This window comes from Cryobacterium sp. Sr8 (assembly GCF_004403225.1).
GTDB lineage: Bacteria > Actinomycetota > Actinomycetes > Actinomycetales > Microbacteriaceae > Cryobacterium > Cryobacterium psychrotolerans.
The window spans coordinates 40,349-64,298 of sequence record NZ_SOHO01000072.1 but is presented as its reverse complement, the minus strand read 5'-3'; the positions used below and the strand labels follow the sequence as shown (position 1 = coordinate 64,298).

General features: G+C 70.8%; 21 protein-coding genes. 7 read left to right on the top strand and 14 right to left on the bottom strand.

Annotated features, from left to right (window positions below; translation table 11 throughout):
* Window positions 1–215: 215 nt before the first annotated feature.
* Genes E3T54_RS16500 through E3T54_RS16490 form a run of 3 tightly spaced genes read right to left on the bottom strand, consistent with a single transcriptional unit; the run spans window position 216 to window position 4,368 of the window.
* The gene (locus tag E3T54_RS16500; protein ID WP_134476613.1) at window positions 216–1,736 is read right to left on the bottom strand and encodes a carboxyl transferase domain-containing protein; all 1,521 of its coding nucleotides are present in this window, start codon (window positions 1,734–1,736) and stop codon (window positions 216–218) included.
* A 1-nt stretch (window position 1,737) separates the two neighbouring features.
* Window positions 1,738–2,955, bottom strand: coding sequence for a CaiB/BaiF CoA-transferase family protein (locus E3T54_RS16495; protein ID WP_134476612.1), 1,218 nt, complete (start codon window positions 2,953–2,955; stop codon window positions 1,738–1,740).
* A 45-nt stretch (window positions 2,956–3,000) separates the two neighbouring features.
* Window positions 3,001–4,368, bottom strand: a complete 1,368-nt coding sequence (locus E3T54_RS16490) for an SLC13 family permease (RefSeq protein ID WP_134476611.1) — start codon at window positions 4,366–4,368, stop codon at window positions 3,001–3,003.
* Between the two features lie 138 nt (window positions 4,369–4,506).
* Here E3T54_RS16490 and E3T54_RS16485 point away from each other — a divergent pair, with 138 nt between their 5' ends.
* Window positions 4,507–5,208, top strand: coding sequence for a FadR/GntR family transcriptional regulator (locus tag E3T54_RS16485; RefSeq protein WP_134476610.1), 702 nt, complete (start codon window positions 4,507–4,509; stop codon window positions 5,206–5,208).
* Window positions 5,209–5,287: 79 nt separating this feature from the next.
* Here the strand turns inward: E3T54_RS16485 and E3T54_RS16480 are convergent, their stop codons facing one another.
* The 3 genes from E3T54_RS16480 to E3T54_RS16470 are packed head-to-tail and all read right to left on the bottom strand — an operon-like array spanning window position 5,288 to window position 8,402.
* Entirely contained in the window at window positions 5,288–6,856 is a 1,569-nt protein-coding gene (locus E3T54_RS16480; protein ID WP_134476609.1) for a tripartite tricarboxylate transporter permease, read from the bottom strand.
* Window positions 6,856–7,374, bottom strand: a complete 519-nt coding sequence (locus E3T54_RS16475; protein WP_241977284.1) for a tripartite tricarboxylate transporter TctB family protein — start codon at window positions 7,372–7,374, stop codon at window positions 6,856–6,858. Before E3T54_RS16475 ends, E3T54_RS16480 begins: the two co-directional genes overlap by 1 nt.
* Window positions 7,371–8,402: a tripartite tricarboxylate transporter substrate binding protein gene (locus E3T54_RS16470; RefSeq protein WP_134476608.1), complete on the bottom strand. Its 1,032-nt coding sequence runs from the start codon at window positions 8,400–8,402 to the stop codon at window positions 7,371–7,373. The genes E3T54_RS16475 and E3T54_RS16470 overlap by 4 nt, the downstream gene beginning before the upstream one ends.
* 217 nt (window positions 8,403–8,619) lie before the next feature.
* Here E3T54_RS16470 and E3T54_RS16465 point away from each other — a divergent pair, with 217 nt between their 5' ends.
* The gene (locus tag E3T54_RS16465; RefSeq protein ID WP_166804955.1) at window positions 8,620–10,359 is read left to right on the top strand and encodes an ATP-binding protein; all 1,740 of its coding nucleotides are present in this window, start codon (window positions 8,620–8,622) and stop codon (window positions 10,357–10,359) included.
* Window positions 10,352–11,038 (top strand): response regulator, encoded by a 687-nt coding sequence (locus E3T54_RS16460; RefSeq protein WP_134476606.1) that lies wholly within the window; start codon window positions 10,352–10,354, stop codon window positions 11,036–11,038. Before E3T54_RS16465 ends, E3T54_RS16460 begins: the two co-directional genes overlap by 8 nt.
* A 137-nt stretch (window positions 11,039–11,175) precedes the next feature.
* Here E3T54_RS16460 and E3T54_RS16455 read toward each other — a convergent pair whose 3' ends face one another.
* Genes E3T54_RS16455 through E3T54_RS16445 form a run of 3 tightly spaced genes read right to left on the bottom strand, consistent with a single transcriptional unit; the run spans window position 11,176 to window position 15,364 of the window.
* Window positions 11,176–12,336, bottom strand: a complete 1,161-nt coding sequence (locus E3T54_RS16455) for an acyl-CoA dehydrogenase family protein (protein WP_174844443.1) — start codon at window positions 12,334–12,336, stop codon at window positions 11,176–11,178.
* 29 nt (window positions 12,337–12,365) lie between these two features.
* Window positions 12,366–13,982 carry an aldehyde dehydrogenase family protein gene (locus E3T54_RS16450; RefSeq protein WP_241977283.1) on the bottom strand — a complete coding sequence of 539 codons (1,617 nt, stop codon included), beginning with the start codon at window positions 13,980–13,982 and terminating at the stop codon, window positions 12,366–12,368.
* Window positions 13,979–15,364, bottom strand: a complete 1,386-nt coding sequence (locus tag E3T54_RS16445; RefSeq protein ID WP_134476635.1) for an aminotransferase class III-fold pyridoxal phosphate-dependent enzyme — start codon at window positions 15,362–15,364, stop codon at window positions 13,979–13,981. The genes E3T54_RS16450 and E3T54_RS16445 overlap by 4 nt, the downstream gene beginning before the upstream one ends.
* A gap of 118 nt (window positions 15,365–15,482) precedes the next feature.
* Here E3T54_RS16445 and E3T54_RS17635 point away from each other — a divergent pair, with 118 nt between their 5' ends.
* The gene (locus E3T54_RS17635; RefSeq protein ID WP_166804954.1) at window positions 15,483–17,192 is read left to right on the top strand and encodes a PucR family transcriptional regulator; all 1,710 of its coding nucleotides are present in this window, start codon (window positions 15,483–15,485) and stop codon (window positions 17,190–17,192) included.
* A 45-nt stretch (window positions 17,193–17,237) separates the two neighbouring features.
* Here the strand turns inward: E3T54_RS17635 and E3T54_RS16435 are convergent, their stop codons facing one another.
* On the bottom strand, window positions 17,238–18,434 hold the full coding sequence (locus E3T54_RS16435) for a CaiB/BaiF CoA-transferase family protein (RefSeq protein ID WP_134476634.1): 1,197 nt from the start codon (window positions 18,432–18,434) through the stop codon (window positions 17,238–17,240).
* A 439-nt stretch (window positions 18,435–18,873) separates the two neighbouring features.
* On the opposite strand from E3T54_RS16435, the gene adhP reads away from it, so the two are divergent.
* Entirely contained in the window at window positions 18,874–19,884 is a 1,011-nt protein-coding gene (adhP, locus tag E3T54_RS16430) for an alcohol dehydrogenase AdhP (RefSeq protein ID WP_134476633.1), read from the top strand.
* 399 nt (window positions 19,885–20,283) lie between these two features.
* On the opposite strand, the gene rraA is transcribed toward adhP, so the two are convergent.
* Both rraA and E3T54_RS16420 read right to left on the bottom strand, forming a co-directional pair.
* The gene (rraA, locus tag E3T54_RS16425; RefSeq protein WP_092321068.1) at window positions 20,284–20,751 is read right to left on the bottom strand and encodes a ribonuclease E activity regulator RraA; all 468 of its coding nucleotides are present in this window, start codon (window positions 20,749–20,751) and stop codon (window positions 20,284–20,286) included.
* Between the two features lie 189 nt (window positions 20,752–20,940).
* Complete coding sequence (locus tag E3T54_RS16420; protein ID WP_134476603.1) at window positions 20,941–21,294, bottom strand: iron chaperone; 354 nt, start codon at window positions 21,292–21,294, stop codon at window positions 20,941–20,943.
* Window positions 21,295–21,488: 194 nt separating this feature from the next.
* On the opposite strand from E3T54_RS16420, the gene E3T54_RS16415 reads away from it, so the two are divergent.
* Window positions 21,489–21,758 (top strand): acylphosphatase, encoded by a 270-nt coding sequence (locus tag E3T54_RS16415; RefSeq protein WP_134476602.1) that lies wholly within the window; start codon window positions 21,489–21,491, stop codon window positions 21,756–21,758.
* A 17-nt stretch (window positions 21,759–21,775) separates the two neighbouring features.
* Window positions 21,776–22,021, top strand: a complete 246-nt coding sequence (locus E3T54_RS16410) for a hypothetical protein (protein ID WP_092321065.1) — start codon at window positions 21,776–21,778, stop codon at window positions 22,019–22,021.
* 29 nt (window positions 22,022–22,050) lie between these two features.
* Here E3T54_RS16410 and E3T54_RS16405 read toward each other — a convergent pair whose 3' ends face one another.
* Both E3T54_RS16405 and E3T54_RS16400 read right to left on the bottom strand, forming a co-directional pair.
* Window positions 22,051–22,920, bottom strand: coding sequence for an SDR family NAD(P)-dependent oxidoreductase (locus E3T54_RS16405; protein ID WP_134476601.1), 870 nt, complete (start codon window positions 22,918–22,920; stop codon window positions 22,051–22,053).
* Between the two features lie 98 nt (window positions 22,921–23,018).
* The gene (locus E3T54_RS16400) at window positions 23,019–23,939 is read right to left on the bottom strand and encodes a DeoR/GlpR family DNA-binding transcription regulator (RefSeq protein ID WP_134476600.1); all 921 of its coding nucleotides are present in this window, start codon (window positions 23,937–23,939) and stop codon (window positions 23,019–23,021) included.
* Window positions 23,940–23,950 lie beyond the last annotated feature (11 nt).

Sequence of the window (23,950 nt, the reverse complement as noted above, 5' to 3'; positions counted from 1 at the left end):
ATGGGTGTAGTTTGCGCCGGATTCGTGCGCATCCGAGCAGCGAGAATCGCCGCCTCCGCCGAGAATCGCCGCCCCACCGGGGATTCTCGGCAGGAACGGCGATTCTCGGCGGGAGCGGCGGCGGGCGAGTGGTCCGCGGCCGGGAGACGGATGCGCCGAGCTGCCCTGTTCCGGTCGAGTTTGCCCGGCGCACCAGGCAAACTCGACCGCAACCGTCAACCTCGGCGGGATGCTCCGGCGCCCACTTGCCGGAACTTGTCGACTCTTCTCACCAGCAGTTCATCGACCGACAGGCCTGCAAGCGCGGACAGCTCGTATTCCACGGCCAGCGCCATCCGGCCGCAGAACGCCCTGCCCTCCTGGGCGGCATCCGGTCGCTCGTCGACAATGTGATCGACGAGCCCGTTGGCGTACAGGGACGCCACGTGCACGCCCTGCGAGGCGGACATCTCCGGTGCCATGTCGACGGTCCGATGCACAATCGCGCTGGCTCCCTCGGGCGGCAGCGGCGAGAGCCAGGCGTGCTGCGCGGCGATGGTGCGGTCGGCCGGCAACAGGGCGAGCGCGGCCCCGCCTGCCCCCTGCCCGAGCAGCACCGACACCGTCGGGGAGCGCAGGCCGATGAGGTCGTGCAGCGACCGGGCGATCTCCCCGGCCAGGCCGCCCTCCTCCGCCTCCTTACTCAGCGCGGCGCCGGCCGTGTCGATCACGGTGAGCAGCGGCAACCCGAGCTCCTCCGCCAGGCGCATGCCCCGGCGCGCCTCGCGCAGCGACGCCGGTCCCATCGCCGCATCCCGGGGTCGCTTCGGCCGGTTATGGCCCAGCACGATGCAGGACTGGCTGCCGAACCGGGCGATGGCCAGCAGTAGCCGCGGGTCATTCTCACCCTGCCCGGTGCCGTTGAGCGGCAGCACGTCGCTCGCCCCGTGGGTGAGCAGCTGGCGCAGGTCCGGCCGGCGGGGATTGCGGGAGATTTCAACGGATGTCCAGGCCGGCACGGTCGACGGCCTCACCTCGAGCGTGGCCGGGGCCGGCACGGGCGCGGCCGGCTCCTGCACCAGCATCGACAGCGCACGATCGACGATCTGCGGCAGCTGGTCGGGCGGGACGACCGCGTCCACGAGCCCCTTGTCGAAGAGGTTCTCCGCGACCTGCACGCCCTCCGGGAAGGGCTCGCCGTACAGCGCCTCGTAGACCCGCGGGCCGAGGAAGCCGAGGAGCGCGCCGGGTTCCGCCACGGTGACGTGCCCGAGGGAGCCCCACGAGGCCATCACACCGCCTGTCGTCGGGTGGCGCAGGTAGACCAGGTACGGCAGCGCGGCCTGCCGGTGTGCCCGCACGGCCGCCGTGATCCTGACCATGGCGAGGAATGCCATGGTTCCTTCCTGCATCCGGGTGCCTCCGGAGGCGGGCCCGGCCAGGAGCGGCAGCCTCTCCCGGGTGGCCCGCTCGACGGCGTCCACGATCCGGTTGGCGGCGGCCTGCCCGATCGAGCCGGCCAGGAATGCGAACTCGCTGACGATGACCGCGACCCGGCGCCCGCGGATCAGGCCCTCCCCCGTGATGACGGACTCGTCCACCCCGCTCTTCTCGCGGGCTCGCTCGAGGTCCGCCAGGTAGGCCGGGTCGGGGTCGGGTTCGGTGACGGGGCCGTCCCAGCGAGTGAAGGACCCCTCGTCCAGGACGACGCCGATCAGCTCAGAGGCGTTCAGATGCCTGGTCTTCTGCGTCAGCATGTCAACTTCTTTCCAGCGAGCGGCTGAGCCAGCTCCGGATCTGGTCCCCATGCTGGTTGAGCACGGGAGGGGCCGCGTGGGTGGTATTGGTCAGTTCGCGCCTGTCGGCCGAGCCGAAGAACCGAAGCGGCGGCCCCGGGAGACTGATGTGCCCGAGTACCGAGTGGTCGACGTCGATCAGCAGGCCCTGGGAGAGAACCTGGTCCCATTCGTACACTTCCTCGAGCGTGCGCACCTTGCCGGCCGGGATGCCGGCCGCACGGAGCTTCTCGAGCAGGGGCGCGGCATCGAAGCGGCCGAAGGCATCCTGGATCTCGCTTTTGAGCGTGTCCCGGTTGCGCACCCGGGCGGCGTTCGACGCGAACTCGGGCCGGCTCGCGTCGAGGCCGAAGGCGCCGGCGAACGTGGCCCACAACTTCTCGCTGCCGATGCTGATCTGCACGCTGCCGTCGCGGCAGGCGAAGAGGCCGTAGGGAGCGATCGACGGATGATGGTTGCCCTGCGCCTCGGGCACCTCACCGGCCACGGTGGCCCGGGTCCCCTGGAACGCGTGCACGCCGACGAGCGCGGCCAACAGCGACGTTCGGACGACCTGCCCCTGGCCGGTGCGTTCCCGCTGCAGCAGTGCCGCGAGCAGCCCGAAGGCGCCGTACATGCCCGAGAGCAGGTCGGCGATGGGCACCCCCACCCGCTGCGGGTCTTCCGGGCCCGAACCGGTCAACGACATGAGCCCGGCCTCGCCCTGCAGGATCTGGTCGTAGCCGCTCCGGCTCGACTCCGGACCGTCGTGACCGAATCCGGTGATCGACAGGATGACCAGGGCCGGGTTCAGCTCGTGCATCGCGGCGGGCGAGAACCCCAGCCGGTCCAGGACCCCGGGGCGGAAGTTCTCGACGACGATGTCGGCCCGCTCGATCAGGTCGCGCAGCACCTGGCGCCCATCGTCGCTCTTCAGGTCCAGCGCGATGGATTCCTTGTTGCGGTTGCAGGAGAGGAAGTAGGTGGACTGGGGATCGTCGGCGGGGCCGACGAACGGCGGCCCCCAGCCGCGCGTGTCGTCGCCCGACTCCGGGTTCTCCACCTTGATGACGCGGGCACCCAGGTCGGCGAGCATCATGCTCGCGTGGGGGCCGGCGAGGGCCCGGCTCAGGTCCACCACCAGGTATCCGGCCAGGGGGCCTTCACTCGTGCCGGGTGCTTGTGTCGTTTCGGTGCTCATGATGCGTTTCCTCTCACGTGGTGGTAGCCGGATGCCGCGCTCGGCCTACATCCAGCCGGGGACGACCATCACCAGCCAGGCGATGAGGGGGCCGACGACGACCACGATCCCGCTGTAGGCGAGGATCTGCTTGTAGAAACGTTCCTTGTTGACGTCCTCCGGCGCGTTGGCCAGCACCAGGGCGCCGTTGGTCGAGAAGGGCGACACGTCGACGATCGTGGAGGCGACGGCGAGGGCGCAGATGACGCCGACGGCTCCGATCTGTCCTGAGGCGAGGAACGGCACGGCCAGCGGAATCAGCGCGGCGAGGATGGCGGTGGAGGAGGCGAACGCCGACACGACGGCGCCGATGTAGCAGATCAGGAGTGCGGCCAACAGCGGCATGCCCAGGCTGGCGACACCGTCGGAGACGTATGCAATCGTTCCGGCCTCCTCGAGGACGCCGACGAAGGTCAACATGCCGCAGATGAGGAGCACGGTCGACCAGCTGATCTTGTTGACAGCACCCTTCTGAGCCTTGGGCGAGACGAGCGCGAGGATGACGGCAATCGTGATGGCGACGAAGCCGACGTCGACCTTGAAGCCGAGCGCGATCACGGCCAGGGCGATAAGGCCCGCAATGGTGATGAGCTGCGGCAGCCGCTCGGCCCGGTTCTTCGTGGCCGCTTCGCCGTCTCCGGCGGGGTCGCGGGGGCCGTAGATTCCGGAGCCGAAGCCCTTGAAGGTCACGTCGCCGCCGGCACGCATGCCCGCGCTGACCAGCATCCGGGCTTCGGCCGCCTGCTCGACGAAGTCACTGACCCGGGAGGACACGAGCTTCTTGCCGCCGAGGACAACGAAGAGAACCAGGGCGATCAGGAAGTTGAAGACGAGGCTGGCCAGGAACAGGGCGGTCGGGTTGGACTCCAGTCCGGTGCCCTCCATGATTCCGTTGACCGTGACGCCGTAGACGGCGATGGGCGAGAAACCGCCGGCCTGGGCGCCGTGGATGACCATCATGCCCATGAGCAGCGGACTGATCTTGTATTTGCCGGCGAAGCTCAGCGCGATGGGCGCGATGATCGCGACGGCGGCCGGGGACAGGGCGCCGACCGAGGTGATCAGGGCCGTCACGGCGAACATGACCCACGGGATGAAGGCGACCCGGTTGCCGACCATCTTCACGGCGCCGCGCACCAGAAGGTCGATGGTGCCGTTGTTCTGCGCGATGGCGAAGAGGTAGGTCACGCCGACAATGGTCAGGAACAAACCGCCGGGGAAATTCGCGAGGATGTCGGCCGTCTCCATTCCCAGGAAGACGGCGCCGAGCAGGAATGCTCCGACGAAGGCCAGTGCGCCCATGTTGACGGGGAGTACGGTGGCCAGCAGGAACATCACCGCCAGAATGATGATCGACAGGACGGGAGCGGACATCGTTGTTCCTCCATTGACTTCGGATGTGACGTGGACCAAAGGACCACTGGCCTAGCCTCCTAGACAGTAGGTGAGTTGTCAAGCGCGCGGTAGGCTGGATTCCACGGAAACACCGGCGCGTTCGACGTGGAGGCAGCAGTGGCCCAGGATTTCACCCCCCAGCCACTCACGCGTGTGTCCAAACCTCGCCTGTACGAACAGCTGGTGGAACAGATACTCGGCTACATCCAGTCGGCCCGGCTCGGTCCGGGCGACCTCCTGCCGGCCGAACGCGACCTGGCGGAACGGCTCGGCGTGTCCCGGGCGACACTGGCCCAGGCCCTGGTGGCCTTGGAGGTCCTCGGCGTCATCGACGTGCAACACGGCACGGGCGCGGTGCTCGTCTATCGGCCGAGCATCGCGACCGTCATCAGGGAACTCCGCGCGCATCGCACCCGGCTCCCCGAGATCGTCGAGGCCAGGAGCACCCTCGAGGTGAAACTGGCGGGGCTCGCCGCGGCCCGGCGCACCGACGAGGACATGCTCGCCATCGATGCGTCCCTGGACGCGATGGCGGCCGAGATCGCCGGCGGCGACAAGGGTGCCCACGGTGACGAGCTCTTCCACCAGGCGGTCACGCGCGCCGCGCACTCCTCGGTGCTGGCGCAGCTCATGATGTTCATCGCCGAAATGATCCTGGAGACGCGGCTGGAATCCCTCGGCCAGCCAGGACGCCCCGAGCAGTCGCTGGCCTCGCACCGCGCGATTGCGGACGCGATCCGCGTGCAAGACGCGCAAGCAGCGCAGGACGCCATGCAGTCCCACATCGATCTCGTCTCGGACGTCGCGCTGCTCAAGTGATCGGCCGTCGGCGTGCGCGCCGAGCTGCCCTGTTCCGGTCGAGTTTGCCCGGCACACCAGGCAAACTCGACCGCAACCGTCAACCTCGGAGGGAGGCGTCGGCGTCGGCGTCGGCGGGAGACGCGTCCGCGGGAGCGCCCGGAGCGCCCCCGGTCCCGCCACCGCGCGTCCGCCGCCGGACGGCCTTGAGCAGTGGCGGCACGACCAGGAAGACCGCGATCACCGCGTAGAGCACGATCGCCAGCGGTTCGCTCACCAACGCGGCCGGGTCGCCGGAGCTGATTTGCAGCGAGCGGCGCAGCTGGCGTTCCATCTCCGGGCCGAGGATGGCGCCGACGATGATCGGCAGCACGGGGAATCCGTAGCGCCGGGCCATGTAGCCGAGCGCCCCGATCAGCAGGAGGATGACGATGTTGAACGACTGCATCCCGGCCGCGTACGCGCCGAGGGTGGCGAAGAAGAGGATCCCCGCGTACAGGTACGGCCGCGGAATCCGCAGCAGCTTCGCCCAGAACGGCGCGAGCGGCAGGTTCAGCGCCAGCAGCAGTGTGTTGCCGATGAACAGGCTCGCGATGAGGGTCCAGACCAGCACCGGCTCCGTCTTGAACAGCAATGGCCCCGGGTGGATGCCGTACTGGTTGAACGCGGCGATCATCACGGCGGCGGTCGCTGTGGTCGGCAGCCCGAGTGTGAGCAGCGGCACCAGCGTGCCCGCGGCGGAGGCGTTGTTCGCGGCCTCCGGACCGGCGACACCCTCGATGGCGCCGTGGCCGAACTCCTCCGGGTGCTTGGAGAGCTTCTTCTCGGTGACGTAGGAGAGGAAGGTGGGGATCTCCGCTCCGCCGGCGGGGATGGCGCCGAACGGGAAGCCGATCACCGTGCCGCGCAGCCACGGCTTCCAGCTGCGCCTCCAGTCGTCCTTGCCCATCCAGGGCACGCCCACCGGAATCGTCGCCTGCTTGCCCTGACGCAGGTGCGCGGCGATCCAGAGGGCCTCACCGACGGCGAACAGCGCGACGGCGATCACCACGACGTCGATCCCGCCGGAGAGCAGTGGCTGGCCGAATGTCAGCCGGGGCTGGCCGGTGGTGGGGTCCATCCCGACCAGGCCGATCGTCAGTCCGATGAAGAGCGCCGCGAGCCCGCGGATCCGGGACGAACCGAGCACCGTGCTCACCGCGATGAACGCGAACACCATCATCGCGAAGTACGACGGGGCACCGAGGCTGATCGCGATCGACACGATGAACGGGGCGACGAAGACCAGGGCGCCGGTGGCGATGGTGCCGGCCACGAACGATCCGATCGCCGCCGTCGCGAGCGCCTGGGCGCCTCGTCCGGCCTTGGCCATCTTGTTGCCCTCGAGCGCCGTGACCACGGACGAGCTCTCCCCCGGCGTGTTCAGCAGAATCGACGTCGTCGACCCGCCGTACATCCCGCCGTAGTAGATCCCGGCGAACATGATCAGCGATCCGGTCACGTCGAGCGCGTAGGTGAGCGGCAGCAGCAGGGCCACCGTCATCGCCGGGCCGATCCCGGGCAGCACGCCCACCGCGGTGCCGAGCAGCACACCGACCAGCGCGAAAAGCAGGTTCTGGAGGGTCAGCGCGTTCGTGAACCCCTCCATCAGCAGTGCGAGGTTGTCCATTAGAGAATTCCCGTCAGCAGTCCGGCCGGCAGGGGGATGCCGAGGCCAAGTACGAAACCGTAGAACGTCGCCACGGACAGCGCGACGCCGATGAGCAGGGCCCAGACGAAGCGCCGGGAGCCGAGCAGCAACGCCGAACCGTAGAAGAGGATGCTGCTGGCGACCACATAGCCGAGCGGGTCGAGCACCAGCGCGTAGCCGAGGATCAGGCCGGCCAGGCCGAAGACCGTCGGCCAGTGCGCCGGGATGGAGAGGTCGATGTCTTCGCCCTCTTCGGGGTCGGCGTGCCCTCCGCGCAGAACGCTGATCGCGAGCGCGATCGCGCACAGGGCCAGGCCGGTCGCGATGATGGCGGGAACGACCTGCGGGCCCATCACGCCGGAGTTGACGGCGGTCTGGCGGATGTTGGCGGTGTCGACGGCGACGATCACCGCAAGCGCCCCGAGCAGGGCGGCGACGCCCAGCTCGGAGCGACCGTGCAGCAGTCCTGGTCCACCCCGTGAGCTGGGGGTGGTCACACCAGTCCCAGGTCGGTGAGCACGGTGGCGACGCGCTCGTCCTGCTCGGTCAGGAAGGAGGCGAAGTCGTCTCCGGTGATGAAGGCATCCGTCCAGCCGTTGTCCTCGAGCACCTGTGCCCACTCGTCACTGTCGTGCATGGCCGTGACGGCCGTGACGAGCCTGGCCGTCTCGGCCTTGCTGAGGCCCGGTGCCGCGAGCAGTCCGCGCCAGTTGGTGAAGACCAGGTCGACGTCCTGCTCCTTGAGGGTGGGGGCATCCGGCAGAACGGGGACTCGCTCTTCGCTGGTCACGGCGAGAACGCGCAGTTCGCCGGCCTTGACCTGCTCGAGGAATTCGCCGTAGCCGGAGGCCGCGAACTGCAGCTTGCCGCCGAGGATCGCCGGCAGCAGCTCGCCGCCGCCGTCGTAGCTGACGAAGTTCACGTCGCCGGCCTCGATGCCGACGGCGTCGGCGAGCTGCATCGGCAGCAGGTGGTCGGGCCCGCCGGGCGAGGATCCGCCGCCGACCGGGAACGCGCCGGGGTTCTTCTTCCAGGCGACGATGAGGTCGTCGAGGGTCTTGTACGGGGAGTCGGTCGGCACGAAGATGGCGCCGGCCTCCTCGATCAGGCGGGCGATGGGAGTCGCATCCGCGACCTTGGCATCCGTCTCGTTCGTGTAGGCGGCGCCGACGACGCCGAGACCCATCATGAGCAGGAAGTCTTTGTTGCCCTTCTCGGTGAGGGTGCGGGCCAGGCCGACCGTGCCGCCGGCGCCGGCCAGGTTGGTGACCTCGGTGCCGGTGGTGACGCCGATTTCATCCATCACCTTGACCGCGGCGCGGCCGGTGACGTCGTAGCCGCTGCCCGGGGCGTTGGGGATCATCACCTGGATGTTCTTGAGCGGGCCGTCGGCCGTTGCCTCCGCGGTGCTCGCGGTGGTGCCGGTGACGCCGCAGGCGCTGAGCGCCAGGATGAGTGTGGCGGCGACGGCCGTGCTGCCGATCAGACGCGTGGGTGCTGGCTTGAGCCGGGCTGGTGTGCGCATTGCAATCCTCTTCGATTGAAGGCCGGCATCGTCGCCGACCGTGACCATGATGCGCAGGAGCGCCGCAGCCCCTGCAACTTGTGGTGTTAGAGGACGTTGTGTAGCTTGTGGCCGAGTTTCCTTCCTTCCCCATTCTGAGGGACTATTTGTTAGGGCCGCCGCGCGCGGCCCGTGCGCCGGGGCCGACGATGGCCCGGGCCGGCCGACGGGAGGGCAGATGCAGTCACAGTCGCCGTCCTCGGCGCCGTCGCAGGCGCGCCCCCGCCTCAGCCTCACCCGCCAGTTGCTCGTCTTCCAGCTCACGCTGCTCGCCATCGTGCTCGTCGCCGTGACCGCCATCTCGCTCGAACAGACCCGCAACATTTTCGACAGCGGCCAGCAGCGACGGATGCTCACCGTCGCCGAATACACGGCCGCCAATCCCCTGCTCCGCAGCCTGCTCGCCGGCGACTCGGCGCCGCGGAAACTCGCCTCGCCGGTGGAGTCGCTGCGCACCACGACCGGGGTCGACGAACTCATCGTGACGGATGCCGCCGGCCTGGTGCTCGCCTCCCCCGCCGACCCGCGCATGCTCGGCACCATCGTGCAGCTCAATGTCGACCGGAAGGGCTACGACGGCGCCTGGGCCGGAGTGGCGCAGCTCGGGACCGTCGACCATGTCGTCGGCCGGGTGCCCGTGCTCTCGAACTCGGGCGAACTCATCGGCACGGTCGTCGCCGGGCGCCGGTTCCCCACCCTGGCCGGCCTGTTTTCGGTTGCGGCCCCGAACCTGCTGACCTACCTCGGCGTCGCCGGCATCCTCGGCGCCGCCGGCTCGTGGTGGCTCGCCGCCCGGGTCAAACGCCAGACCCTGGGCCTGGAGCCGGAGCAGATCGGCCGCCTGGTCGAGCACCGGGAGGCCATGCTGCACGGCATCCGTGAGGGCGTCATCGCGGTCGACGCGGACGGCATCATCACCCTCGCCAACGACAGCGCCCGGTCGCTGCTCGGGCTGCCCGACGACGCGGTCGGCCGTCCCGTCGACGGTGTCGGGCTGGGCGGAGAGGCCGAGCGGGCGCTGCGTTCGCACGGTGCCAACGACCGCGACACGCCCCTGGTCAACCGGGGGGTGCTGCTCGTGCTCAACCAGACCACGATTCATCCGCCCCGCTCCAAACCCGAGGTGGTGACGACGCTCCGCGACCGCACCGAGCTGGTCACGCTGCAGCACGACCTGGGCAGCAGCAGGCAGGCAACCGAAACCCTGCGCGCGCAGACCCACGAGTTCGCGAACCGGCTGCACACGATCTCGATGCTGATGCAGCTCGGCGACACGGATGCGGCCGTCGACTACATCGATGCGGTCTCCCGCGACCGCTCCGAGCTGGACAGCACGGTGCTCACCCGGATCAACGAACCCGCGGTCGCCGCGCTGCTGATCGCGAAGACGTCGCTCGCCCGCGAGCGCGGAGCCGACCTCACGCTCACGGCCGATTCCGCGCTGCCCAGGGTGGACGAGGCGATGTCGGTCGACCTCGTGACGGTGATCGGCAACCTCGTCGACAACGCCCTGGACGCGGTGACCGGGGCGGCGACCCGGCACGTCTCGGTCGACGTGCGGGTGGTGGGGCCGGGTGCGGCGGGGCCGGATGCTGCGGGGGCGGATGCTGCCGGTGCTCTGGTTCGCGTCGTCGTGCGCGACACCGGGCCCGGGGTCGACTCCGCCCTGATCGACCGCGTGTTCGAGGCCGGGGTCACATCGAAATCGACGTCGTCGGGCGCCGCCGACCACGGCTTCGGCCTGGCGATCGTGCACCTCGTCGCCACCCGCCGCGGCGGCCGGGTCGGCTACCGAAACGACGGCGGAGCGGTGTTCGAGGCGGTCCTGCCGACCGTCGCGCGCGCATCCGGAGCCCCCGGCGAACCCGTCGAGCCCACAGGTCCCGAGCCCACAGGTCGGGAGACCCTCCATGTATGACGTGCTGATCGTTGACGACGACTTCATGGTCGCTCGCGCCCACGAGCGCATCGTCGAACAGCTGCCCGGTTTTCGCGTCGTGGGGGTGGCGCATTCCGGCGCTGAGGCACTGGACCTGATCGGCACGCTGCGGCCGCAGCTCGTGCTGCTGGACATCTACCTTCCTGACACGACCGGGCTCGACGTCATCCGTCGCGCCCGCGAGCACGGGTACGACCTGGACTTCCTCGTGCTCAGCGCCGCCCGCGAGTCGGAGACGGTCAGCGCTGCGCTGCAGGGGGGCATCGTGAGCTACCTGCTCAAACCGTTCAAGATCACCGAGCTGCAGGCACGGCTCGCCGGGTACGCCGAACGCCGGCGCGTGCTCGGGCGCCCCGGCGACCTCAGCCAGAGCGACCTGGACCAGGCCCTCGGCTCGGCGTCGGGCGTGGCCCCGCTGCCGCCCCTGCCCAAGGGGCTGAGCAAGGAGACCGCCGTGCTGATCGAACGAGCGCTGAAGGACTCCGACCTGGACCTGGCCGCGTCCGAGTGCGCCGAGGAGCTGGGCCTGTCGCGGGTCGTGGCCCGCAAATACCTGGAGCACTTCGTGCTGCTCGGGCAGGCCGCCGTTTCCCTGCGCTACGGCCAGACCGGACGCCCCCAGCGCCGCTACTCCTGGCTCGGCCCGGCGCCCCGGTAGCGACCGCACCCGGCTCGCCCGCCCCGCGCTGCGCGGGTAGTGCGCCACTTCGCGCGTGGCGCAACTCACGCGCACCGGCGCAGTGCCCGCGTAACTCCCCCGCAGCGATACGCGCGCGACTGCTACCCGACGGGTGCCTAGCGGAAGGCGGGAATGCCCGTGATGTGGTTGCCGATGATCAGCGTGTGCACCTCGTCGGTCCCCTCGTAGGTGCGCACGCTCTCGAGGTTGTTCGCGTGGCGCAGCGGGGAGTAGTCAAGGGTGATGCCGTTGCCGCCGAGCACGGTGCGCGCCTCACGGCAGATGGCGATCGCCTCGCGGGTGTTGTTCAGCTTGCCGATCGAGATCTGGTGCGGCTGCAGGGTGCCGGCGTCCTTGAGCCGGCCGAGGTGCAGGGCGAGCAGGGTGCCCTTGTTGATCTCCAGGGCCATGTCGACGAGCTTCGACTGCGTCAGCTGGTAGCCCGACAGGGGCTTGCCGAACTGCATGCGCTCGCCGGCATAGTCGAGGGCGGTGAGGTAGCTGTCGCGCGCGGCGCCCATGACGCCCCAGATGATGCCGTAGCGCGCCTCGTTCAGGCAGGAGAACGGGCCGCTCAGCCCTTTGGCCTTCGGCAGCATGGCCGAGGCGGGCAGGCGCACGTTGTCGAGGTCGATCTCGCACTGGATGGAGGCCCGCATGGAGAGCTTGGATCCGATCACCGTGGCGGTGAATCCGGCCGTCTCGGTGGGCACGACGAAACCGCGCACCCCGTCGTCGGTCATCGCCCAGATCACGGCGACCTGGGCGACGGAGGCCAGCCCGATCCACCGCTTGGTTCCGGTGATCACCCAGTCGTCGCCGTCGCGGCGGGCGTACGTGGTCATGCTGCCGGGGTCGGAGCCCGAGCCGGGCTCGGTCAGGCCGAAGCATCCGATGGCCTCGCCGGCCGCCATTTTCGGCAGCCACTCGTTCTTCTGTTCCTCCGAGCCGTGCTTGTGGATGGCGCTCATGGCCAGGGATCCCTGCACGCTCACGAAGGTGCGCAGGCCCGAGTCGCCGGCCTCGAGCTCCAGCGCGGCCAGGCCGTAGTCGACGGAGCTGCGGCCCGGGCATCCGTAGCCCGTGAGGTGCATTCCGAGCAGTCCCAGCTTCGCCATCTCCGGCACGATCTCGAGCGGGAAGACGCCGTTCTCGTACCAGCGCGCGATGTTCGGCCGGATGCTCGAGTCGACGAACGAACGCACGGAGGCGCGGAGCGCCACCTCGTCGGCGCTGAGGAGGGACTCGATGTCGATCAGGTCTGAGGTGTCGATCATGGGGTTCACTTTCGTCAGGGTGGAGGACGTCATTCGCTCGGCGCCGTCGCGGTCGGCGCTGTCGCGCTCGGCACTGTCAGTTTGCCGTTGATTCGCCGCGGGATGCGCCAGGGGTTGCCGGGCTGGAGGGCCGGCGGCAGGTGGGCGGGTTCGGCGTTCTGCACCGCGACCGGCCGCACGAAGCGGCCGAGTGCCCCGGCGCCGACGCTGGTCGCATCGGAGCGCGAGGTGGCCGGCCACGGTCCGCCGTGCTGCATGGACCAGGACGTGGCCACTCCGGTGGGCCAGGCGTTGAGGGCGACTCGCCCCACCCGGCCGAGCAGCCGGCGCACGATCTCGGCCGACTGCGGGTCGCCCGGGCCACCGGTGAAGACGGATGCGACGAGGCTCGGCTGCAGCCGGACGAGGGCGCCCAGCGCCTGCTCGGCATCCTCGTATTCACAGACGAGCGCGACGGGGCCGAAGCATTCCTCGAGCAGGCGGGAGCCCGGGTGCAGGTCGTCCAGCCGCACCCGGATGGCCCGCGGGGCGACCGCGTAGCCGCCGGATTCGGCTGCCTCGGCGGGCGTTTCGGCGGACTCGGCGGCCTGGGTTACGGCGGACGCGGTGGCCCGGGTTGCGGCGGGCTGGGCGGCCTGCGTCACGGCGGGCGCGGCGGCCGCCGCCTCGGCGAGCCGCGCCACCCCGGCGCGGTAGCCGGCGGCGATCCCGGCCGTGAGCAGGGGGGCGGATTCGACCTGCGCCAGCTCGGCCAGCACGGCGTCGAAGATGCCGGCTCCGGCGGGGGCGAAGAGCAGCCCGGGCTTGGTGCAGAACTGTCCGGCCCCGAGGGTGAACGACCCTACGAAGCCGGCGGCGATCTCCTGGCCGCGCGCCGCGGCATCCGTTGTCACGAAGACCGGGTTGACGGTGCCCATTTCGGCGAAGACCGGCACGCCGCGGGCTGCGGCCCGGTCGACCAGGGCCATGCCGCCGCCCTGGCTGCCGGTGAAGGCGACCGCGGTGACCTCGGCGGCGTCGACGAGCTGCAGCCCGGCGTCGAAGCCGACGACGAGGGCGTAGCTGCCCGCCGGGGCGCCGGCCTCGGCGAGCGCGCCGGTGACGATTTCGGCCAGGCGCACGCTCAGGCGAGGGTGAGCCGGGTGGGCCTTGACGATCACCGGGCAGCCGGCGGCGAGGGCCGAGGCCACGTCGTGGCCGATCACGCCGAAGCCGAAGGGGAAGTTGCTCGCCCCGAACACAGCGACCGGGCCGACCGGGATGTTCCAGCGGGACAGGGTGGAGTCGCCCCCGATCCCCTCGGTGCCGGCCTGGAGGTAGCTGCCCTCGGCCGCGACCGTGCCGTAGAAGAGCGTGCTGGCCGCGCACTTGGCGAGTTCGCCGCGCAGGCGGTCCAGGCCGAGGCCGGTTTCCTCGCGGGCGATCCCGACGAGTTCCTCGTCGTGCGCCGCGAGGGCCTCGGCGACGGCGGTGAGCCAGCCGAGGCGCGTCGCCGGGCTGGTCGAGGCGACGCGATCCGCCGCGCTCTGCGCCCGCCGCAGGATGTCGGAGACCCGTTCCGGGGACGTGTGCGGCACGCTTCCGCGCTGCTCGCCCGTGCGCGGGTCGTGGCTCGGGTCGGCGTTCATCGTGGTCGGGGCGCTCACGCGCGGGCCGCCGCCGCGCCGACGGCCGCGCCGGCAGTCGAGTCGGCGTACACCGATTCGACGGCCTCGCGGAGCACCGCGAGCCCGTCTTCGAGCAACTCCTGGCCGATCACGAGCGGGGGAAGCAGGCGGATGACGTTGCCGTACGTTCCGCAGACGAGGATCAGCACGCCCCGGGCGTGGCAGCGCGCGGCGACCGCCGCGGCGAGCAACGGCCGCGGCTCGAGCGTCGCGGCGTCGGCGAATTCGATCGCGAGCATGGCGCCGCGGCCGCGGAATTCGACGATCGGCAAGTCCTCGGTCACGAGCGGTTCGAGCACCCGGCGCACCGTGTCCTCGATGCGGAGCGCCCCGGCGAGCAGGTCGCCGGTTTCGAACGCCTCGAAGACGCCGAGTGCGGCGGCGCAGGCGAGCGGGTTGCCGGCGTAGGTGCCGCCGAGGCCGCCCGCGTGCACGGCGTTCATCAGCTCCACCCGGCCGGTCACGGCGGTGAGCGGAAGGCCTCCGCCGAGGGCCTTGCCGGTGACGACGAGGTCGCCGGCCACTCCCTCGTACTCGCTGGCGAACATCCGGCCGGTTCGGCCCATTCCGGCCTGGATCTCGTCGAGCACGAAGACGATTCCGTGGCGGGCGGCGATGTCGCGGAGCCCGGCCAGGAAGCCGGGGGCGGGCACGATGAAGCCGCCTTCGCCCTGGATCGGCTCGATCACCATGGCGGCGAAGGTGTCCGCTCCCTGCGCGGTCAGGACCGCCTCGACCCCGGCGAGCGCTTCGACGGTGGCGTTCTCCGCTCCGCCCGGCCAGCGCAGCGGCGCCGCCATCGGCGCCCGGTGTACCTCGCCGGGGAAGGGCCCGAAGCTGGTCTTGTAGGGGTTTTCCTTGGCGGTCATCGCCATGGTCAGCAGCGAACGCCCGTGGTAGGCGTCGTCGAAGACGAGGATCTTCTCCCGCCCGGTGGCGGCCCGGGCGATCTTGATGGCGTTCTCCACGGCCTCGGCGCCGGTGGAGAACAGCGCGGTGCGCTTCTCGAAGTCGCCGGGGGTGTGCGTGTTCAGCCACTCGCAGACCGCGGTGAACGAGTCGTACTCCGTCACCATGAAGCAGGTGTGGGTGAACCGGGCCAGCTGGTCACGCACCCGGGCCTGCACGAGCGGGTTACTCGCCCCGACGCTGGTCACCGCGATGCCCGACGCGAAGTCGATGATGCGGTTGCCGTCGACATCCTGCAGGATGCCGCCCTCCGCCCGGTCGATGAACACCGGCAGGGCGACTCCGAATCCGCTCGAGACGTGCTGCACGCGCTCGGCGTGCAGGGTCGTGGACCTGGGGCCCGGGATCGCGGTGCGGAGCAGGCGAGTCTGGGCAAGCGGCATTGATTCCATGGCTTCAATGTAGGCGAGGCCACCCTCCGCGACATCGTACGGACTATCCACAACCGCACCCCCGCGGAGATAGACTGTCCAGTCATTGCCCCGGCCGCTCGATCTGAACAGGATGACTATGGTGCGGATCAGCCTCGCCCGGCTGTGCGAACAGCTCGGATCGGATCTCCTGCCGCACGACGGCGGCCATGTGACCCGGCAGGGACTGACCGGCGTGCACATCTCCGAGCTCGACGATCCGACCCCGTACCTCGGTGGCGGGGAACTGCTGCTGACCACCGGCATCCCGTTTTCGGGCGGCGCCGACGGGGCCGGCCGGTACGTGCAGCGCCTCGTCGACCGGGGCGTTGCCGCGCTCGGCCTGGGGCTCGGCGCGGGGACCGACGAGGTCCCGGCCGAACTGGATGCCGCCTGCCGCGAGGCCGGGCTGCCCCTGCTCATCGTTCCGGAACGAACCCCGTTCATGCACGTGTCGCGGGCCTATTGGGACCTCGTCGGCAAGGCGGAGCAGGCCGATCTCACCGCGAGTCTGAGCCGGCAGACCTCGCTCGCCCGCGCGGCCACGCGCCCGGGGGCGGTCGCCTCGGTCGTCAAGGCCCTGGCCGAAGCCCTGGGCGGCTGGGCCGCCTATGTGCCCGCCGACGGGACCGCCGAGACGATCTGGCCCCTGGCCGAGGCCCGCCTGCTGCCGCAGCTGCGCGAGGAGACCGCGCGGCTCGGCCTGGCCGGCACGCACTCCTCGGCGACGTTCCCCCTGCACGGGACTGACGTCGTCGAATACTCGATCATCGCCGACGAGAAAACGGCGGGATTCCTCGCGGTCGGAGCCGGGCGGGCGCTGCGCGCGGCGGATCGGCAACTCATGCTGACCGGCTGCATGCTCCTCTCGGTCACCGCGCAGCAGCACTGGGACCGGCGCCGGGCCGACGCGGTCCTGGGCGGCACCGCGGCATCCCTGATCCTGCACGGATACGCGGATGCCGCTCGCCTCGCGGCCGACGAACTGGGCATCCCCGCGCTCGCGGAACGGGTGCGGCTCCTGGCCGTGCGCGACGGGCAGGTCGAGCTCCTGGGCAACGCCGAGCTGGCCGACCGGATTGCCGCGATGGCGCCGGCCGGGGCGGCGGCACGGCTGCGGCGGAGCATCCGCCGTTCGGGCCTGCGCTGCACGCTGGACGGCTTGACCTACGTGATCCTGGCGGAGACCGGCGCCGGGGCGAACGAGGAACCGAGCGGCGAAGCGAGCGGCGACAGGCGGGTGGGATCGGAGCCCGCGGGGGCGCCGGCCGGCGGAGCAGGTGCCGGGCCCTCTGTCGGCTCGCCTGGCTGGCTGGCTGCCGAGCCTGCTGGCGGACCGGCGGCGGGGCAAGCGGGCGGACCGGCGGCGGGGCAAGCGGCCGGACCGGCGGCGGCACAAGCGGGCGGGCAAGCGGGCGGACGGGCGGGCGGACTGGCGGCCGGACCTGCCGGCGGGCTGGCGGCCGCGCTGAGCGGCCCGTTGCTCCTGGGCCAGGTCTCCGGCAGCGTCACGGAGGTGGGCCGCGCCTGTCGGCGCGTGGCCGCGGGGCAGCTCGCCGTGGTGGACGGCCTCCTCGACCCGCAGGCGGACGACTGGGTCGACGCCTTGCGAAGCTACTCCCGGGCCGACCTCGTGCAGACGGTGCGCTGCTACCTGCGGCACCGGGGCCAGTGGGAGCCGACGGCGCGCGAACTCGGGGTGCACCGCAACTCGCTCCGGCACCGGATCGGGATCGCGTCCAAACTCATCGAGGCCGACCTGGACGATCCCGATGTCGCGGCGAACCTCTGGCTCGCCCTGCGCGGCTGACCTCCCCTCCCGCGAAACCGCAGTTGTGCGCGCTAAACAGGCGTTTTAACGCGCACAACTGCGGTTTCGCGAGGGATTGGAAGTCAGCCAGGCGCGGATCGCGTCGCCGTGCTCACCCAGGGCGGGCGGGGCGGCCGTCCGTGGCGCGAGCGGCGGGGTCCAGCTGACCGGGTGCCGGATCTGGCGTCCCACGGTCGTGCCGGAGGCATCCTGCACGTCGATGGTCGGCGCCAGGCCGAGGCTCTCGGCGAGCGCGATCCCCTCGCCGATGGTGGCCACGCGCCCGGCCGGCACGTCGGCTTCGGTGAGCCGGAGCTCCCAGGAGTGCGCCGATGCCCCGGCCAGACGCCCGTGCAGGATGTCGATGAGTTCGGTCCGGTTGCGCACCCGGGCGCTGTTGGTCGCGAAGCGTTCATCCGAAGCCAGCGTCTCCACGCCCAGGACCCGGGCGAGCCGCGCGAACTGGCCGTCATTGCCGCAGGCCACGGCCAGCGGACCGTCCGCGCAATCCAGCAGCTGGTAGGGCACGATCGACGGATGCGCGTTGCCCATGCGTGTCGGGATGACGCCGGCCCCGAGGTAGGCCTGCGCCTGGTTCGCGAGAGCGCCCTGCAGGCTCGAGAGCAGGTTCAGTTCCAGCCGCGCGCCCCGGCCCGTCGCCGCTCGGGCGGTCAGTGCGGCGAGGATGCCGATCGCGGTGTCCTTCGCGGTCAGCACGTCGACGAGGGCGACGCCCACCTTCATCGGATCGCCGTCGGTCTCGCCGGTGATGCTCATCAGGCCGCCGAGGGCCTGCACCAGGAAGTCGTAGCCGAGCAGGTCCGCTCCCCCGGCGCTGCCGAATCCGGTGATCGAGGCGTAGACCAGCCCCGGGTTCTCCTGCCGGAGCGCGTCGTAGCCCAGCCCGAGCTTCTCCATCCCGCCGGGCTTGAAGTTCTCGACGAGCACGTCGGCCTTGAGCGCGAGCGCCCGGGCCAGCTTGAGGTCGGCGGCATCCGTGAGGTCGAGGCAGATCGACTCCTTGTTGCGGTTGATCCCCTCGAAGTAGGTGGCCCCGGTGGCGGAGTACGGAGGACCCCAGCCGCGCGTGTCGTCGCCGGTGCCCGGACGCTCGACCTTGATCACCCGCGCGCCCAGGTCGGCCAGCGTGACGGTGGCGAGCGGGCCGGCGAGGATCCGCGAGAAGTCGGCGACCAGGATTCCCTCGAGCGGCCGGGAGAGGTCGCCGGCGCTGTTGTCCATCTGCTTCTGCACTGAAGTTCCGTTCACTGGTGGCGCGGCGGGCCGGACCCGCGCGGTTGCCCTGCCGCGGGTGACCCTGGCTAACTGCTTGCTGTCGAATCTAGCGGCCCGGCCGCACCGGCTCATTGGATGGATCATCCACAGACTGGGCAGCGTGCCCGCCGATGCGCGGATGCACGGATGCACGGATGCACGGACGCACGGATGCGTCGAGATTGCCTGTTCCAGTCGAGTTGGCCGCGCGCACCGGGCAATCTCGACCGCAGGTGCCAAAGTCGGCGGGCTTGCCCGGCCCGCAACCTCCCGCAACGCGGCCGCAACGTTGCGCCGCCTAGCGTCGGGACCACGGACGAAGACGTTCGATCTAGGGAGTTTTACCATGACATTGATTGAAACGACCATGCACGACGAAGCCGGCGCCGATGTAACGGCTGCCACGATGCACGCCGCCGTCGTCTCGACCTTCGGCCAGCACCTCACCGTCGAAGAAGTCCCGGTGCCCACGCCGGGCCCGGGCCAGGCGCTCGTCAAGCTCATCTCGAGCGGCGTCTGCCACACCGACCTGCACGCCGCCGAAGGCGACTGGCCGGTCAAGCCGAGCCTGCCGCTCATCCCCGGCCATGAAGGCGTCGGCACCGTCGTCGCCCTCGGTGCGGGCGTCACCAGCCTCACCGTCGGCGAACTCGTCGGCAATGCCTGGCTCTGGTCGGCCTGCGGCAGCTGCCAATACTGCCGCACCGGCTGGGAGACGCTGTGCGAGCAGCAGAAGAACGGCGGCTACAGCGTCGACGGATCCTTCGGCCAGTACATGCTCGTCGACTCGCGGTTCGCCGTGAAGATCCCCGCAGGCTCCGACCTGGTCGAGATCGCGCCGGTGCTCTGCGCCGGCGTCACCGTCTACAAGGGCCTGAAGATGACCGAGGCCAGGCCCGGCCAGTGGGTCGTCATCTCCGGCATCGGCGGCCTCGGCCACATCGCCGTGCAATACGCCAAGGCCATGGGCCTGCGCGTCGTCGCAGTGGATGTCGCCGACGACAAGCTCGCCCTCGCCCGCAAGCACGGCTCCGAACTGACCGTCAACGCGATGGACGAGAACCCGGTCGAGGTCATCCAGCGGGTGACCGGCGGCGCCCACGGCGTGCTCGTGACCGCGGTGCACCCGAAGGCTTTCGGCCAGGCGATCGGGATGGCTCGCCGCGGGGGGACCATCGTCTTCAACGGATTGCCGCCGGGAGACTTCCCCGCACCGATCTTCGAGATCGTGCTCAAGGGACTCACCGTGCGCGGCTCGATCGTGGGCACCCGGCAGGACATGGAGGAGGCGCTCGAGTTCTACGCCCGCGGCGAGATCCACCCCACGGTGTCCACTCGCAGCCTCGACGAGATCAACACGGTCTTCGACGAGATGAAGCTCGGCAAGATCGACGGCCGGGTCGTCATCACGTACTGACCCGCTCGGTGACAGGCGCGAGCGGCGCTGCCCGGTGGCGAGTCACCCCGGACGGCGCCGCCCCCGGACGCGCGGCCACGGCCATCTGCGGCCGCCCCCGTGTGTGTGTGGCTAACTCACGTGTGTGTGGCTAACTCACGTGTGTGTGTGGCTAACTCAGGAGAATCCAGCGGCAACTGCCCCCGTGCCCCGATTTTCCGCGGAGGGGCGAGTCGGTGATCAGGATTCTCCTGAGTTAGCCACATACCCGCGGGTCGGCTGAGGCCCGGACTCCGGGGCGCTGCAGTGGTTGGCCGCTGCCGCTTCGGCGCCGAGAATCGCCGTTCGCGCCCACAATCGCCGTTCGCGCCCACAATCGCCGTTCCAGCGGCGATTCTCGGCGGGCTGGGCGAGACTTGCCTAGCGTTCGACGAGGATGCCGTCCTCGTCGCAGTAGACCATGCGTCCGGGGCGGAACAGTACCCCGGCGAACTCGACGACGACATCCGCGCTGCCTTTGCCGGTCTTGTTGCTCTTGCGCGGGTTGCTCCCCAGGGCCTTGACCCCGAGCGCGAGCGCGCCGATCGCGACCCGGTCCCGGATGGCGCCGTTGATGATCACGCCCGCCCAGCCGTTGGCGACCGCGGACTCCGCGATCATGTCGCCCATCAGCGCCGTCTGCAGCGATCCGCCGCCGTCCACGACGAGCACGGCGCCGGCGCCCGGCCGCGCCAGGACTGCCTTGACCAGCGCGTTGTCCTCGAAGCAGCTGACTGTGCGGATCGGCCCGCTGAAGCGGGCGTTGCCACCGACCGACTGGAACTGCACCGCCACGGATTGCAGGTCTTCGCCACGCTCGTCGTACAGGTCGGCTGTCAGCAGTGTCATGGTGTCCCCCGGGAGCTTGTGCGGTGTCCCCCCAGAGTAGCGACCCGGAGGAGCGACCCTGCGCGGGCCCGGAGAAGCCCCTGCGCCCGCCCGGAGAAGCCCCGAGGCGCGGCGGCGCGTGCGGCGCGTCAAGAGGGGCGGCGCGTGCGGCGCGTCACCCGGCGGCGCGTCTCGCCGGGCAGGGCCGCGTCAGGCGCTGCGGTTGTCGGCGAGCCGGTTGGCCACGATGGTGCGCACGAGCGACTTTGGCAGCGGATGCGACGGCGTGAACCGGATCGTCCCGCCGGATGCGTCGAAACCGGCGAGCTCCTCGCCCAGGGAGGAGACGAGCCCGGGGCGCAGCGTGTAGAAGCTGCAGCCCGTCGATTGCGCGCCGAAGCCGACCAGCATCCCATGGTCGAAGAACGTCGGGACCCGGTAGCTGATCCGTTCGGTGGCCTCAGGATCCAGCCGCTGGATGATCTCGCGGAGCCCCTGAAGCGCCCCGCGGAACTCCAGCGGCACGCCGGCCAGGTACTCGTCAACGTCGTCCGACCCGCTCATGCGGCCCAAAATACACCCGCGCCGCCGGCCTCCCCCGACTGCGCCTTGCGCCCAGCCTGCGCCGAGGTTGACCGTTGCGGTCGAGTTTGCCCCGCGCACCGGGCAAACTCGACCGGAACGATCAAGGTCGGCGGAGCATCCGGGCGATCGAAGCCGATGGTGCGCCGGCGCGGCCGGCGGAGCAGAATATCCCTGTGATCCGCAAACATGCCGTCGTGCGAGGCCAGGTGCAGGGCGTCGGGTTCCGGTACTACGCGCTCACCGAGGCGTCCCACCTGAACCTGGCCGGTTACGTGCGCAACCGACCGGATGGCTCCGTCGAACTCGAGTTCGAGGGGCCGGAGGCCGCCGTTGCGCGGATGATCACCTGGCTCGCCCATGGGCCGCGGTCGGCGATCGTCGACTCGCTCGACGTGTCCGACATCCCGCCGCTCGGCGAGGCCGCCTTCGCGATCGCCTACTGACTGCGAGAATCCTCGGCATGGACCCGCTCGCGATCAGCTCCCTCTACCTGCTCCTGACCTGGATCATCTCGGGAAGCGCGGCCCTGCTCCTCATCTACGGAGTCGTGCGCGTGGCGGTCAGCCGGGGCCTGCGCGACCACCACAACTGGCTCGTGAAGAGCCGCCGCGCGGCCTCCGCAGCCGCCGACAAGGGCTTCACGGGAGAGCCGCAGTTTCCGCCGATCACGCCCCAGCCCTCGACCGCGGACCGGACCGTCGACTAATCCAGGCCTTCTGACTCTGAGCCCCCCGATCAGCGCCGCTCCTCCGCCACGCTGTTGCCGCCGTCGACGACGACCGTCTGCCCGGTCACGTACGACGCGCCCGGCGAGGCGAGCCAGGCGATGACGGATGCCACCTCCGCCGCGGTCCCGCTGCGCCCGGCCGGCACCAGACCGCCCTCGATCTCCTCGCTGGGAAGCTGCGACCCGGTGGCGATCCAGCCCGGCGCCACCGCATTCGCCGTGATGCCCCGCGGCGACTCGTCCACGGCGAGCGCCCGGGTCAGCCCGGCCAGCCCCGCCTTCGCCGCCGCGTAGGCGACATCCCCGCGAGAGGCCATGACCGGCCCGCTCACGCTGGACACCGTGACGACCCGTCCCCAGCCGGCGGCGCGCATGAAGCCGATCACCGCCCGGGTGGCGTGGAAGGCGGTCGACAGGTTGATCGCGAGGCCGCGCTCCCAGTCGGCGGTACTGCTCAGGATGTCGCCGTGCGCCATCTCGGCGTCCCCGACGGCGACCATGCCCGCGTTGTTGACGAGGATTATCGGCGTGAGGCCCGCCTCGGCGAGCCCGTCGGCGAGCATCCGGGCGCCGGCCTCGGAGTCGAGGGTGCAGACGATTCCGGATGCGTCCACGCCGAGTTCCCGGAGCTCGGCCGCGCGCTCGTGCACCCGGCCGGTGGTGGCGGTGACGACGACGCGTGCGCCGAGTTCGCCGAGCATCCGGGCCGCAGCAAAGCCGATGCCGGAGGCGCTCCCCGCGCCGGTGACGAGTGCGGTGCGCCCGGCCAGGCTCCAGGCGGCGGGCAGGGGCAGGGGCAGGGGCAGGGGCAGGGGCGCAGACAGGGACGCCGGCTGGGAATCGGGCGCAGACAGGGAATCGGGCGCAGGCAGGCTCATGGCATCATGCTAGGCGACCCGCGGGCCCGGCCCCTCAGCTACTGCTACTGCTACTGCTACTGCTACTGCTACTGCTACTGCTACTGCTACTGCTCCAGCTACCGCTCCGGCTCCGGCTCCCGCTCCGGCTCCGGCTGCAGCACGCCGAGCCCGGTTTCGCGGAGGAGTTCCAGCGTGGACGGGTCGGCCGCGGCATCCGTGATCAGCAGGTCGAAGGCGGAGAGAGGTGCGACCCGGCCCAGGTGCACCTGGCCGAGCTTGGCGCCCTCGGCGACGACGATCGCGCGGGCGGTGGCGGCCAGCATCCGCGTTTTGACGGCCGCCTCGGGGAGGTTGATGTTCGTCACGCCGTGCTCGGGATCGACGCCGTTGCAGCCGATGAAGGCCAGGTCGGCGTGCACCTGGTCGAGCACGGTGGCCGCCAGCGGCTCGACGAGGGAGTGCTGCAGGGGGCGGAGGGATCCGCCGGTGACGATGACCGAGAACCTGGGGATGGCGGGCTCCAGTTCGAGCGCGATGCTCAGCCCGTTCGTGATGATGACGACGTCGGTGAGGTCGGCTCGGGCGCGCAGGGCTCGGGCGATCGACAGCGTCGTCGTGCCCACATCGAGGATCACGCTCTGGCCGCTCCGCACCAGCGACGCGGCGAGTTCGCCGATCTGGCGCTTGGGCAGCACGGCCGACGCGAGCGCCTCCTCGAACGACGACTCGCGCTCCGGGCGGCCCGCGCGACCGGCGCCTCCGGCGGCATGGGCGGGCACAGCGCCGCCGTGCACGCGCTGCACGGCACCCTCGCCGACCAGCACGTCGAGGTCGGCCCGGGCCGTCACGCCGGACACGCCGAACGCCTCCCGGAGCTCGGCCACGCGCACGAAGCCGCGCTCGTCGACGAGGCGACGGATCTGCTCCCGCCGCAGGTGAGCAGGCAGCGCGTCGCGGTCGCCCGGGGGCGTCGGGGGTGTCGGGGGTGTCGGCTGCGTCGGGGGTGTCGGCTGCGGCGGGAGTGTCGGCTGCGGCATCGGCGGCACGG

What these genes read in the sequence shown, in the direction of transcription:
- E3T54_RS16435 (WP_134476634.1), bottom strand. Translation starts at nt 18,434, where the DNA reads ATGGACAACAGCGCCGGCGACCTCTCCCGGCCGCTCGAGGGAATCCTG.
- E3T54_RS16500 (WP_134476613.1), bottom strand. Translation starts at nt 1,736, where the DNA reads ATGCTGACGCAGAAGACCAGGCATCTGAACGCCTCTGAGCTGATCGGC.
- E3T54_RS17635 (WP_166804954.1), top strand. Translation starts at nt 15,483, where the DNA reads ATGGTGCGGATCAGCCTCGCCCGGCTGTGCGAACAGCTCGGATCGGAT.
- E3T54_RS16480 (WP_134476609.1), bottom strand. Translation starts at nt 6,856, where the DNA reads ATGGACAACCTCGCACTGCTGATGGAGGGGTTCACGAACGCGCTGACC.
- E3T54_RS16400 (WP_134476600.1), bottom strand. Translation starts at nt 23,939, where the DNA reads ATGCCGCAGCCGACACTCCCGCCGCAGCCGACACCCCCGACGCAGCCG.
- adhP (WP_134476633.1), top strand. Translation starts at nt 18,874, where the DNA reads ATGCACGCCGCCGTCGTCTCGACCTTCGGCCAGCACCTCACCGTCGAA.
- E3T54_RS16460 (WP_134476606.1), top strand. Translation starts at nt 10,352, where the DNA reads ATGTATGACGTGCTGATCGTTGACGACGACTTCATGGTCGCTCGCGCC.
- E3T54_RS16405 (WP_134476601.1), bottom strand. Translation starts at nt 22,920, where the DNA reads ATGAGCCTGCCTGCGCCCGATTCCCTGTCTGCGCCCGATTCCCAGCCG.
- E3T54_RS16445 (WP_134476635.1), bottom strand. Translation starts at nt 15,364, where the DNA reads ATGGAATCAATGCCGCTTGCCCAGACTCGCCTGCTCCGCACCGCGATC.
- rraA (WP_092321068.1), bottom strand. Translation starts at nt 20,751, where the DNA reads ATGACACTGCTGACAGCCGACCTGTACGACGAGCGTGGCGAAGACCTG.
- E3T54_RS16420 (WP_134476603.1), bottom strand. Translation starts at nt 21,294, where the DNA reads ATGAGCGGGTCGGACGACGTTGACGAGTACCTGGCCGGCGTGCCGCTG.
- E3T54_RS16410 (WP_092321065.1), top strand. Translation starts at nt 21,776, where the DNA reads ATGGACCCGCTCGCGATCAGCTCCCTCTACCTGCTCCTGACCTGGATC.
- E3T54_RS16455 (WP_174844443.1), bottom strand. Translation starts at nt 12,336, where the DNA reads ATGATCGACACCTCAGACCTGATCGACATCGAGTCCCTCCTCAGCGCC.
- E3T54_RS16465 (WP_166804955.1), top strand. Translation starts at nt 8,620, where the DNA reads ATGCAGTCACAGTCGCCGTCCTCGGCGCCGTCGCAGGCGCGCCCCCGC.
- E3T54_RS16495 (WP_134476612.1), bottom strand. Translation starts at nt 2,955, where the DNA reads ATGAGCACCGAAACGACACAAGCACCCGGCACGAGTGAAGGCCCCCTG.
- E3T54_RS16470 (WP_134476608.1), bottom strand. Translation starts at nt 8,402, where the DNA reads ATGCGCACACCAGCCCGGCTCAAGCCAGCACCCACGCGTCTGATCGGC.
- E3T54_RS16490 (WP_134476611.1), bottom strand. Translation starts at nt 4,368, where the DNA reads ATGTCCGCTCCCGTCCTGTCGATCATCATTCTGGCGGTGATGTTCCTG.